Origin of the sequence: Nocardia sp. NPDC049149 (genome assembly GCF_043197455.1) — a bacterium.
Taxonomy (GTDB): domain Bacteria; phylum Actinomycetota; class Actinomycetes; order Mycobacteriales; family Mycobacteriaceae; genus Nocardia.
The window spans coordinates 1,146,472-1,160,092 of the sequence record NZ_JBICTD010000002.1 but is presented as its reverse complement, the minus strand read 5'-3'; the positions used below and the strand labels follow the sequence as shown (position 1 = coordinate 1,160,092).

At 65.6% G+C, this 13,621-nt stretch carries 2 protein-coding genes; both read left to right on the top strand.

Going from position 1 to position 13,621, the window contains the following annotated elements; all coding sequences use genetic code 11:
• Positions 1–107 precede the first annotated feature (107 nt).
• Complete coding sequence (locus tag ACGFNJ_RS10885; protein WP_393445861.1) at positions 108–12,860, top strand: amino acid adenylation domain-containing protein; 12,753 nt, start codon at positions 108–110, stop codon at positions 12,858–12,860.
• Positions 12,845–13,540: a DUF2993 domain-containing protein gene (locus ACGFNJ_RS10880; protein ID WP_393445859.1), complete on the top strand. Its 696-nt coding sequence runs from the start codon at positions 12,845–12,847 to the stop codon at positions 13,538–13,540. The genes ACGFNJ_RS10885 and ACGFNJ_RS10880 overlap by 16 nt, the downstream gene beginning before the upstream one ends.
• The last annotated feature ends 81 nt before the right edge of the window (positions 13,541–13,621 follow it).

The window sequence follows — 13,621 nt, the reverse complement described above, 5'->3', positions numbered from 1 at the left end:
CAGGCTATACGACCTGAGCGTGGCTCGTCCCGTCCTTCCGCTGTGGTCGGCATGGGGGTGGTGCGTCCGTTGTTCGTGACGTGTGGTTCGAAAAGTGAGGGTTTGGCATGAACGCGCGTCGAGAGGTGCGCTCTGGTCGTCGTCGTAAGGCGGTTGTTCCGTTGTTCGGCGATGTGTTGACTGGGGCGGGGGAGTCGGCTGCCGAGCGGGTGGCGGTGCGGTTTCAGGATCGTGAGCTCACCTACCGGCAGCTCGATGAGCGTTCGGCGCAGTTGGCTCGTGAGTTGATCGCTCGTGGTCTCGGTCCCGGTGACATGGTGGCGATCGCGATTGCCCGCAGTATCGAGTCGGTGCTTGCGGTGTGGGCGGTCGCTCGGACCGGCGCGGCCTTCGTGCCCGTCGACCCGGTGTATCCGCGCGACCGGATCGAGTTCATGCTGGCCGATTCCGGGTCGGTGCTCGGGCTCACCACCTCGGCGCACAGGTCTGGGCTCGGGGACGATGTCGAGTGGCTGGTATTGGATGATCCGGCTGTGCTGCAACAGGTTTCGGCGCAGCCGAGGCACGAGTTCTGGTACGGCGACCGGGTTCGGCCGTTGACCGCGCAGCACCCGGCCTACCTCATCTACACCTCCGGTTCCACCGGACGACCGAAAGCGGTGGTGGTCACCAGCGAGGGTATTGCTCGGGTGGCCAGTGCGCAGTACGGCATTACGGCAACGTCGCGCGTGACGCACCTGAGCTCGCCCAGCTTCGACTTTTCGATCCTGGAGTTCGTGCACACCTTCGCGGCGGGCGCCACGCTGGTTGTCGTGTCGCCGACGGTCTTCGGCGGCGATGAGCTGGCGGCGCTGCTGAAGCAGGAGCGGATCACCCATCTGACGATCACCCCCGGTGCACTGGAGTCGGTTCCGCTGGAGGCGTTTCCGGAGCTCCGGACCGTGATCTGCGCGGGTGACACCTTGAACCCCGCGCTGGTGCAGCGGTGGACCACGGCCGACCGGGTGGTGTTCAACGCCTATGGTCCCACCGAGACGACGGTGATCGTCACCACCGGGCCGATGACGGCGGGTGCGTCCGTCACCCTTGGCCGGGATACCGAGGGCTCCCGTCTGCTCGTTCTGGATTCGCGGATGCGGATGGTGCCGCGTGGGATGGCCGGCGAGCTGTATATCGCGGGATCTGGCTTGGCGCAAGGGTATTCGGGGCGGTCCGGGTTGACCGCGGAACGGTTCGTTGCCAATCCGTTCGCGGCCGAACTCGGTGTGTCCGGGGCGCGCATGTATCGCACCGGTGATCTGGTGCGCCGCACCGACGGCGGCCAGTTGGAGCATTTGGGTCGGGCCGATTTTCAGGTGAAGATCCGTGGGTTGCGGATCGAACTGGGTGAGATCGACAGCGCTCTGTCCGCGCATGCTGATGTGGCGTTCGCGGTCACCGTGGGTCGTGCGTTGCCTTCGGGCGCCCTCGCGTTGGTGTCGTACGTGCTCGCGTGTCCCGGCGTCACTCTCGAGCCGTCCGAACTGGCGCAGTTCCTGTCGAAGTCGGTGCCTGCGTACATGATTCCGGCGTCGATCATGGTGCTCGACGAGCTGCCGCTCACCCCGGTCGGCAAGGTGGATCGGGCTCGATTACCCGAGCCGGTGTTCACGGCGCGGGAGTTCCGAGCGCCTGCCACGCGGACCGAGGAGATCGTGGCCGAGGTTTTCGCGGCAGTGCTGCGGCCGGACGAGGGTCAGCCGGTCGGTGCGGACGACGACTTCTTCGCGCTCGGCGGCAACTCGTTGCTGGCAACCCAGGTTGCGGCACGGTTGGGTGCCGCGCTCGGTACTCGGATTCCGCTGCACCTGGTGTTCGAGTCGAGCAGCGTGGCCGGGTTGGCTGAACAGGTGGAGCGGCACGCCTGGTTGGCCGGAGGTGACGGGGTGTTGCCGTTGCGGCCGATGCCGCGGCCGGAGCGGATTCCGTTGTCGTACGCCCAGCAACGGATGTGGTTCCTCAATCGGTTCGATCCCGAGAGCGTCGTGGACAACATCCCGATGGCCGTCCGGTTGTCCGGTGCGCTGGATCTGGACGCGTTGCGTGCTGCGGTGGGCGATGTGGTGGAGCGGCACGAGGTATTGCGCACCATCTATCCTTCCCACGACGGCGAGGGCTATCAGGTGGTGCTCGCCGCCGACGATCCGCGGGCAACACCAGAGCTCGGGGTAGTGGCTGCTGACGACGATCCGAGGGCGGGATCGGAGTCTGTGGTCACCTCCGTGGATCTGGAGCCGGTTCGCGGGTTGATCGTGGAGACTTTTGCCACGGCGTTCGATGTGACCGCGGCGCCGCCGCTGCGGCTGCGGGTGTTGCGGGTGAGCGAGACCGAGCATGTGCTGGTGTGCGTGGTGCATCACATCGCCGGTGACGGTTGGTCTCTGGGCCCGTTGGCGCGCGATCTGATGCTCGCCTACGCCGCGCGCGCCGCAGGCGAGGTACCTGTGTGGTCGCCGTTGCCGGTCCAGTACGCGGATTTCAGTATGTGGCAGCGCAGCGTGCTCGGCTCGGAAGATGATGCGCGGAGCGTGATTTCGGCTCAGGCGCAGTATTGGCGTTCGTCCTTGGCCGGTGTGCCGGACGAGTTGCCGCTGCCGTTCGATCGGCCGCGCCCGGCCACCCGGTCGTTCTCCGGTGCGCACGTGCGGTTCTCGATCGGAGCGGAGCTGCACGAGCGGCTGCAAGTCGTGGCCCGCGAACATCATGGCTCGCTGTTCATGGTGTTGCACGCGGGGCTTGCGGTGTTGTTGGCGGGTGTGTCGGGTACCGATGACATCGCGATCGGCACTCCGGTGGCCGGGCGCGGTGAGGCCGCGCTCGACGATCTGATCGGCATGTTCGTCAACACGTTGGTGCTGCGTACGCAGGTTCGTGGTGAGCTGACAGTCGCGGACTTGTTGGCTGCGACCCGTGACACCGATCTGCACGCCTTCGCGCATGCCGATATTCCGTTCGAGCGGCTGGTCGATCTGCTCGCTCCGGATCGTTCGCTGAACCGGAACCCGTTGTTCCAGGTGATGTTGTCGTTCCAGAACCTGCCCGAGCGCACGTTCGAGCTGCCGGGGCTGCGGGCCTCGGGTGTCGAATTCGAGAAGGTCACCGAGAAGTTCGACCTGTCGCTGACCCTCGGTGAGTCGGGTGGTGGCGGCCTGTCGGCTGAGTTCTCTTATGCCACTGATCTGTTCGACGGCGCGACGGTGGCCGGGCTCGCTGAGCGGTACGTGCGGGTGTTGGAGTCGTTGGTGGGCGATCCGCGGCGACGGGTGCGTGACATCGATCTGCTCGATGACCGTGAGCGAGCGATGATGGTGCGGGACTGGAACCGGACTGCGCATGCGCTGCGGAAGATGGTCACGGTGCTGGACCGGTTCGAGGCGCATGTGGGGTCGCGGCCGGATGCTGTTGCGTTGGTGTCGGATCCGGGAGAGGGTGCGGCGCTGGAGCGCGTGACGCTCTCTTACGGGGAGTTCGCCGCGCGGGTGAATCGGCTGGCGCGCGGGCTGATCGAGATCGGCGTCGGCCCAGAGGTTTTGGTTGCGGTCGGAATTCGTCGCTCGGTGGACATGCTGGTCGCGGTGTACGCGGTGCTGACCGCCGGTGGTGCCTATGTGCCGGTTGATCCGGATCATCCCGGCGAGCGGATCGCCCATATTCTCGACACCGCGTCGCCGGTGTGTGTATTGACCACGTCAGGTGATGAGTTGGCGTTGCCGGAGACGGTGCGTCGGCTGGAGATCGACACGCTGGACAGGTCCGGCTATTCCGATGCCGCGGTGACGGATGCGGATCGGTTGGCGCCGTTGCGTGCTTCGAACACGGCGTATGTGATGTTCACGTCGGGCTCGACGGGCCGCCCCAAGGGTGTCGCGGTCAGCCACGCCGCCCTGGTCAACCAGTTGGGTTGGCTGATCAGTGCACTCGGGTTGGACAGTACCGACGTCGTGTTGCACAAGACGCCGTTCACCTTCGATCCCTCGGTTCGAGAGCTGTTCTTCCCGTTGATGATCGGAGCGCGCACGATTATTGCCGCGCACGATGGTCACCGTGATCCGCGGTATCTGGCCGAGGTGATCGAGCGGTACGGGGTAACGGTGACCTCGTTCGTGCCGTCGCTGCTTTCGGTGTTCGCCGCGTCGGCATCACCCGAGGAATGCCGTTCGCTGCGCCTGGTTTTCGTTGGCGGTGAGGTGTTGCCACCTTCCTTGGTTACGGCCTTCGGTCAGGTGTCCGATGCCGTGGTGTGCAACTCGTACGGCCCTACTGAGTTCACCATTACCGCGAGCTTGTGGCGGGTGGATGAGGTGGCGTCCGGTTCGGTGCCGATCGGCACACCGGTGTGGAATTGCCGGGCGTATGTGTTGGATGCGTCGTTGCGACCGGTGCCGGTCGGCGTGCGTGGTGAGTTGTATTTGACCGGTGCACAGTTGGCGCGCGGTTACCAAGGGCGAGTGGATCTGACCGCTGAGCGGTTTGTCGCTGATCCGTTCGGCGCGGCCGGTGCGCGGATGTATCGGACCGGTGACTTGGTGCGCTGGAATGCCTCTGGTGTTCTGGAGTACGTCGGTCGCAGCGATTTCCAGGTGAAGTTACGTGGTCAACGCATCGAGCTCGGTGAGATCGAGGCTGCACTACTCGCGCATCCGGCGGTCGGTCAAGCGGTCGTGTCGGTGGTCGACGGCGCCACCGGTCCGCAGTTGGTGGCGTATGTGGTTGCGGTGTCGGATCTTTCGGTCGACGCCGCGGAGCTGGCAAAGTTCACGGCCGAGCGGCTGCCTGGCTATATGGTGCCGTCGGCATGGGTGATGTTGGCGGAGTTGCCGCTCAACGCCTCGGGCAAGCTGGATCGGAAGGCGTTGCCGGATCCGGTGTTCCAGGTGCGTGAGTACCGCGCGCCGGAAACACCCGTGCAGGAGGCCGTGGCCAGTGTGTTCGCGGACCTGCTCGGCGTGGAGCGGGTCGGGTTGGATGATGATTTCTTCGAACTCGGCGGCAACTCGTTGGTCGCGACGCGGGTTACCGCGCGGATCGGCGCCGCGTTGGATGTGCGTGTTGCGGTGCGTGCGGTGTTCGAGGCTTCGACGGTTGCCGCGCTGGCTGCGTGGGTCCAACAGTATGCGCGGTCGGGCCGGGTGGCGTTGGTGGCTGGTCCGCGGCCGGAGCGTGTTCCGTTGTCGTTGGCTCAGCAGCGGATGTGGTTTCTGAATCGGTTCGATCCGGCTTCGGCGGCTTACAACATTCCGGTGGCACTGCGGTTGATCGGTGAGCTCGATGTTGCCGCTTTGCGGTCGGCTGTGGCCGATGTGGTTGCCCGCCATGAGGTTTTGCGCACGATCTATCCGCAGACCGAGTCGGATCCGGTGCAGGTGATTCTGCCGGCGTCGGAAACGGTGCTGGACTTCGTCTCGGAATCGGTTGCCGTCGATGAGCTTCCGGTGCGGATCGCGGAAATCGTGTCGGCTGGCTTCGATGTCACCACCGAGGTGCCGCTGCGTGCAGCCCTCTTCGACGTTGTCGGCGCCGACGCGGCGACCGTGACTTCCGAAGGCGCTGAGTACGTCCTTGTGGTGGTCGCGCATCATATTGCCGCCGACGGTTGGTCGGGTGGCCCGCTGACTCGTGATGTGATGACCGCCTACGTTGCCCGCTGCGCGGGCGAGGCACCTTTGTGGGCGCCGTTGCCGATGCAGTACGCGGACTTCAGCCTGTGGCAGCGAAAAGCGCTCGGGTCCGAGGATGATCCGGACAGTGTGCTCTCGGAGCAGGCGCGGTTCTGGCGGGCAACATTGGCCGGTGCGCCGGATGAATTGACGCTGCCGGTGGATCGGCCGCGGCCTGCGGTGCCGTCCTCGATCGGCGGGCAGGTGCGGTTCGAGGTCGGGCCTGAGGTGTATCAGGGCTTGCAGGCTATCGCGCGTGCGGAGAACGCGACGCTGTTCATGGTGGTCCATGCCGCGCTGGCGGTGTTCTTGGCGCGCATGTCCGGCACCGACGACATCTCCATCGGCACTCCGGTGGCCGGACGTGGCGAGGCCGAACTCGATGATGTGATCGGCATGTTCGTCAATACGCTGGTGCTGCGCACGCGGATTCGTGGTGAGCTGACCATCGCCGAGTTACTCGCCGCTACCCGTGACAGCGATCTGCAGGCGTTCGCGCACAGTGATATTCCGTTCGAGCGTCTGGTCGATCTCCTCGCTCCGGAGCGCTCGCTGAACCGCAACCCGTTGTTCCAGGTGATGTTGACGGTGCGGAACCTGCCCGAGGGTGGGTTCGAGCTGCCGGGGCTGCGGATCTCCGGAGTCGAATTCGCGAAGGTCACCGAGAAGTTCGACCTGTCGCTGACCATCGGCGAGGCCGTCGGTGTTGGCGGCGAGCCGGGTGCGGTCGGTCTCTCCGTCGAATTCTCTTATGCCACTGATTTGTTCGACGCCGCGACAGTTGCCGGTTTCGCTGATCGCTATCTGCGGGTGTTGACGGCCATCGCGAAGCATCCGCAGCGACGGGTGCGTGATATCGATCTGCTCGACGATGCCGAGCGGGCGGTGGTGTTGCGCGAATGGAATCAGACCGCGCACGTGGCGCCCGACTCGGTGAGTGTGCTGGATTGGTTCGAGGCCCACGTGCTGGCGCGCCCGGATGCCGTTGCGGTTGTCTTCGATCCGGGTGCCGAGGCGCTGGCCCGGCAGACACTCACTTATGCGGAGTTTTCCGCGAGAGTGAACCGGTTGGCGCGCGAGCTGATCGAGATCGGTGTCGGCCCAGAGGTTTTGGTTGCGGTCGGTATTCGCCGCTCGGTCGACATGCTTGTCGCGGTCTTTGCGGTGCTTACCGCTGGTGGTGGTTATGTGCCGGTGGATCCGGAGCATCCCGCCGAGCGGATCGAGTATGTGCTGGCCGGTGCGAAGCCGGTGTGTGTGCTGACCACCCGCCGTGACGAGAGTGCGTCGGGTGGCGTCGGTGTGGGATCTGCCGGTGTCTTGCCGGTGCGCTACGTCGACGAAGTGGACCTGGCGCGACATTCCGGTGCGCCGGTGGCGGCAGGCGAGCGGCGCGGGGTGTTGCGTGCGGGCAATACCGCCTATGTGCTGTACACCTCCGGTTCGACTGGTCGTCCGAAGGGCGTGGCCGTCAGCCATGCAGGGCTGGTCAATCAGATGGGCTGGATGGTCGATGTGCTCGGGTTGGACGAGACCGATGTGATGTTGCAGCGGACGCCGTTCACCTTCGATCCGTCGGTGTGGGAGATGTTCGGCCCCTTGATGGTCGGCGGAAGTACCGTCATGATCACGCACGACGGCTATCGCGATCCGGCGTATCAAGCCGAGGTCATCGAGCGGCACGGAGTGACCGTGCTGGAAGTGGTCCCGTCCTTGCTCGCGGTCTTCGCCGCTGCGCCGTCACCTGCCGAATACCGTTCGCTACGGGTAGTTTTCGCCGGTGGTGAGGTGTTGTCGCCTGCGACGGTTGCTGCTTTCCGTCAGGTGTCGGATGCGGCGGTGTACAACGGCTACGGCCCCACCGAGTTCACCATCACTGCGACCGCGTGGCGAGTTGGCGAGGTGCTGCCCGTGTCGTTGCCGATCGGTGCTCCCGTATGGAATTCGCGGGCGTATGTGTTGGATTCGGCGTTGCGGCCGGTACCGGTCGGGGTGCGTGGCGAGTTGTACCTCGCGGGGACACAGCTGGCGCGTGGTTATCAGGGCCGGGTGGATTTGACCGCTGATCGGTTTGTCGCTGATCCGTTCGGTGCGGCCGGCGAGCGGATGTATCGCACCGGTGACCTGGTGCGCTGGCACGCTTCTGGTGTTCTGGAGTATGTCGGTCGTACCGACTTCCAGGTGAAGTTCCGTGGTCAGCGGATCGAATTGGGTGAGATCGAGGCCGCGCTGCTTGCGTGCTCGACCGCGCGCCAGGCGGTAGCGCAGGTCGTGACGACGGCGGCGGGCGATCAGCTGGTCGGTTACCTGGTTGGGGCCGACCAGGCTGATGTCGAGGCGGTGCGGGCGGCGCTGGGCCGTCGGTTGCCGCCCTACATGGTGCCGTCGGCATTGGTGATGCTGGCGGAGTTGCCGCTCAACGCTTCGGGCAAGCTGGATCGGAAGGCGTTGCCCGATCCGGTGTTCCAGGTGCGTGAGTACCGTGCGCCGGAGACTCCCCTGCAGGAGGCCGTGGCCGGCGTGTTCGCCGACCTGCTCAGTGTAGAGCGGGTCGGGCTCGACGACGACTTCTTCGAACTCGGCGGCAACTCGCTCGTTGCCACCCAGTTGACTGCACGATTGGGTGCTGCGTTGGGTGTGCGTGTTGCGGTGCGTGCGGTGTTCGAGGCTTCGACGGTTGCGGCATTGGCTGCGTGGGTCGAACAGCATGCGCGGTCGGGCCGGGTGGCGTTGGTGGCAGGTGCACGGCCGGAGCGTGTTCCGTTGTCGTTGGCTCAGCAGCGGATGTGGTTCCTCAATCGGTTCGATCCCGCTTCTGCGGCTTACAACATTCCGGCCGCACTGCGGTTGACCGGTGAGCTCAATGTTGCCGCTTTGCGGTCGGCGGTAGTCGATGTGGTTGCCCGCCATGAGGTTTTGCGCACGATCTATCCGCAGACCGAGGCGGATCCGGTGCAGGTGATTCTGCCGGTGACGGAAGCGGCGCTGAACTTCGTCTCGGAATCGGTTGCCGTCGAAGTACTTCCGGCGCGAATCACCGAAATGATATCGGCTGGCTTCGACGTGACCACCGAAGTACCGCTGCGTGCAGCGCTCTTCGAAGTCGCCGCCGCTGACGTGACTTCCGAAGTCGCCGAGTATGTCCTGGTGGTGGTCGCGCATCATATTGCCGCCGACGGGTGGTCGATCGGTCCGCTGACTCGCGACGTGATGGCGGCGTACGCGTCACGATTGGCGGGCGAGGCTCCGGCATGGGCGCCGTTGCCGGTGCAGTACGCGGACTTCAGCCTGTGGCAGCGAAAGGTACTAGGGTCCGAGGATGATCCGGACAGTGTGCTCTCGGAGCAGATGCGGTTCTGGCGGGCGGCATTGGCCGGTGCGCCGGATGAATTGAGGCTACCGGCAGATCGACCGCGGCCTCTGGTGCAGTCCTCGGCCGGCGGGCACGTGGTCTTCCAGGTCGAGCCCGAGGTGCACGAGGGCTTGCTGGCCATCGCGCGTGCGGAGAACGCGACGCTGTTCATGGTGGTCCATGCCGCGCTGGCGGTGTTCCTGGCGCGCATGTCCGGCACCGACGACATCTCGATCGGTACCGCGATATCGGGTCGCGGCGAGGCCGAACTCGATGATGTGATCGGCATGTTCGTCAACACGCTGGTGCTGCGGACCCAGGTGCCTGGTGAGCTCGGTTTCACCGAATTGGTGGCGCGCACCAAGGAAGTGGATCTTGCCGCGTTCGCGCACGCCGACGTTCCGTTCGAACGCCTGGTGGAGCTGTTGAATCCGGCGCGGTCGATGGCGCGCCATCCGCTGTTCCAGGTGATGTTGTCGTTCCAGAATCTGCCGGATGCCGATTTCGAGTTGCCCGGGTTGCGGATCGGCGCGGTCGATTACGAGGCGGGCACCGAGCAGTTCGATCTGTCGCTGACGATCCGTGCGGCCGGCGACGGAGCTGCCGGCATGGTCGGCGTCTTGTCGTTCTCGCGTGATCTGTTCGACGAAGCCACCGTGCAAGGGTTCGCCGAGCGATTCACGCGGTTGTTGTCGGCGATGGTCGACCAACCGGAGTCGGCGGTCGGCGATCTGCTGCTGTTGGCCGAGGACGAGCGCAGGCAGCTCACGCAGATGGCTGGCGGTGCGCCCGCGGATGTCGTGTTGCTGCCGGATCTGCTGTTGCGCGGCATGGCGTTCGGCGCGGATCGGGTCGCGGTGCGCGATCGTGGCCGGTCGGTCACCTATCGGGAACTCGATGAGTATTCGTCGCGGTTGGCGCGAGTATTGATCGGGCAGGGGATCGGCCCGGAATCGTATGTGGCACTTGCATTGCCGCGGTCCTATGAGATGATCGCGGCGATCTGGGCGGTGGCCAAGTCGGGTGCGGCATATGTGCCGGTCGATCCGAATTATCCGGTGGATCGGTTGCGGCACATAGTGGTTGATTCAGATGCGGTGATCGGTGTGACCGCGGCGGAGTTGGTCGATGAGCTACCTGGCGACGTGGCGTGGTTGGTGCTCGACGATGCGCTGACGCAGCAGCGGTGTGCCGCGGCGTCCGCGGCTCCGGTCGGTGCTGCCGATCGGATCAGGCGGTTGTCCGTGGCGCATCCCGCGTATCTGATCTATACCTCTGGTTCGACGGGTCTGCCCAAAGGCGTCGTCACCACCCATGCCGGTTTGGCTCCGCTGATCGAGTACTCGACCGGCATGAACCGGATCGAGCCACAGCATCGGGTGCTGCATGTCTGTTCGCCGAGCTTCGATCAATCGGTGGAGGAGTTGTTGTGCGCCTTCGCCAATGGGGCCACGTCGGTGGTGGTGCCGCCGTCGCTGCTCGGTGGGCACGAGCTGGCCGAGCTGATGCGCAGCGAGCAGGTGACGCACACGATCATCACGCCCGCGGTGTTGAGCACCATCGACCCGGCGGGCCTCGAGCGGTTGGAAGTCGTGACGACCGGCGGTGACGCCGCGACCGCGGAGCTGGTGTCGGTCTGGCAGCCGGGTAGGCGCTATGTGAACAGCTACGGGCCGACTGAGCTGACGATCGGTGCCACCTATACGGAACTTGTTGCGGGTCAACCGGTGACGATCGGTCCGCCGCTGCCCGGTGTGACGGCGTTCGTGGTGGATTCCCGGCTCAATCCGGTGCCTGCCGGAGTGGCAGGTGAGCTGTATCTGGCCGGTGCGGCGATGGCGCGTGGCTACCACGATCGTGCCGGTCTGACGTCTGAGCGGTTTGTCGCCAACCCGTGGGGCGAGCCTGGTTCGCGGTTGTATCGGACCGGAGACCTCGTCCGGTGGGTCCCTGCGCATGGGCCGGAATCCGTCGCCGGGTGCACGCTGGATTACTTGGGCCGCATCGACTTTCAGGTGAAGCTGCGTGGTCTGCGTATCGAGCTGGGGGAGATCGAGTCCGCGCTCGTTTCCGTCGAATCGGTGGCGCAAGCGGTTGTGGTGGTTCGGGCCGATGAGCGGTTGGGTGATCAGCTGGTTGCTTATCTGGTAGCCGTGCCCGGCTCCGAGATCGTCATCGATGAGCTGCGAGCGGCGCTGGCGCGGCGGTTGCCTGCGCACATGCTGCCGTCGGCGTGGGTGATGCTGGATGCGCTTCCGGTCACGGTCAACGGCAAACTGGACCGGACGGCGTTGCCTGCTCCGCCTATCGTCGCGCGCGAGTACCGTGCCCCCGGCACCCCGGAGGAGCAGGCCATCGCCATGGTCTTCGCCGACGTACTCGGCGCCGAGCAGGTCGGATTGGACGACGACTTCTTTGCCTTGGGCGGAAACTCGTTGTCGGGTATCCGGGCCTGCGCGGGTTTGACCGCCGCGCTCGGCACGCCGGTATCGGTACGAATGCTGTTCGGGCACTCCAACGTTGCCGCGCTGGCCACGGCGTTGCGCGACGGGTCCGACGTTGCCGACGCGGCCGACCCGGCCGCCGACGCGGTGCTCGATCCCGCTATCAGCGTTGAAAATTGCGCCGCACCGCATCAGGGAGAGCCGGAAGCGATACTGCTCACCGGCGCCACCGGCTTTCTCGGAATCTTCTTGCTGCGCGAGTTGCTGGAACGGTCGACGGCCACCGTCTACTGCTTGGTTCGCGCGGCCGACGATGGTGCCGCGGCGGCGCGTATCGACGCTGTCGCGCAACAGTATCGGGTCGATGTCGCTGCTCATCGGCACCGGATCGTCGCTGTCACAGGTGATTTGGCCCGCCCGCTACTCGGTGTCGAACCGGCCCGGTTCGCCGAGTTGGCCGAGCGGATCGACGTGATCTATCACAACGGTGCCCAGGTCAACCATCTCGAACCGTATTCCCGGATGCGCGCCGCGAATGTCGCCGGCACGACAGAGGTGCTGAGGTTGGCGAGCACCGCGCGGGTCAAACCTGTCCACTATGTGTCCACAGCGTCCGTGGTTGACGGGATGCCGGGCGACGACCGCGTTCCGGCCGGTCTGGGAGGTTACACACTCAGCAAATGGGTCGCTGAACAGTTGGTGCTGACCGGTATCGACCGTGGCCTGCCCGCAACCATCTATCGGCCAGGCCAGCTCACCGGCGATTCCCGCACTGGCGCTGGCCCGATCGACGACGCGGTGACGACGATGATCCGGGCGATGGTGGTGCTCGGCGTGTGGCCGGAATTCGGTGCCGTCGACCTGCCGATGGCGCCGGTCGACTACGCCGCCGCCGAGCTCGTTCGGTTCTCGCGGGATCCGCACGCGCCGAGCAACATTCACTACCTGACCGGTTCGAGCGAGGGGATCTGGCAGGCGGTCGCGGCGCAGGCCCGGCGGCGCGGTTTCCCTGTCACCGTGGTCGAGCCGGGGCAATTCGCCGAGGCAGTTGCCGATGCCGCCGAGACGGCGTTTGCGGTCGGTGACGATGCCCTGCTCCGGGCGGCAGCACTCATCGGCAATTACGCGGCACCCGGTGGCGAACCCGATACCGCCGCTGAGCAGGGCAGCGAGCCGGCATTCACCCTCGCGCCGGTCGATGAGGCAATCCTGAGCCGCTACTTCGACTACTTCATCGAGATCGGGTTCCTCCCGGCGCCGGTGGGGGCGCCGCTCGATGAGATCGACTCAGGCTCCCCGGCGGCCGCTCGGGATGCACAGCATGATGGTGGGATGGACGAACGAGTGAGCGCATGCGCGGACTGCTGATACTGATCATCGTGCTGGTGATCGCCCTGCTCGCAGGGGACCGAATCGCAGTCGCCATGGCGCAGAACGAGATCGGCCGCAAAATCGCCGCCGAATACCACCTCCCGAACGAGCCACGCGTCGACATCGGCGGCTTCCCCTTCCTGACCCAAGCCGTCGACGGCACCTATCGCGACGTCCGCGTCCACGCCGACACATGGACCGGCCAGGGCCTCACCGTCACCGACCTCAACGTCACTATGACCGACGTCTCCGCCCCGCTCACCGACATCCTCAACAACCGCACCTCGAACCTCGTCGCCGCGACCGCCACCGCCACGGCGGTCGTCCCCTACGACACCGTCCGCGGTTTCGCCCCCACCGAAGTCGACTCGATCTCCTACGCCCCCGACGGCCTCCGCATCACCGGCACCTTCTCGGTAGAAGGCATCCCCATCCCCGCCGCAGTCATCGTCACCGTCGCTCCCACCGACAACGGCATCGAGGTCACCCCGATCTCCGCCCAACCCGCAACCGGCGGCCTAACCATCCCCCTCGCCCTACTCCGCCAATCTCTCACCTTCACCATCCCCCTCCAACGCCTCCCCCTAGGGGCTCGCCTGACCGCCATCCAACCAACCCCCGCCGGCCTCCACGTCACCGCCCAAGCCCAAAACGCCCACCTCACCGATCTCCCCTGAACCCCTGAGGGCAGCACGACGTGGGTCGATGCGGAGAATGACCACTCTATTCACCGCAGATTCTGCGGCGAATAAGGCGAC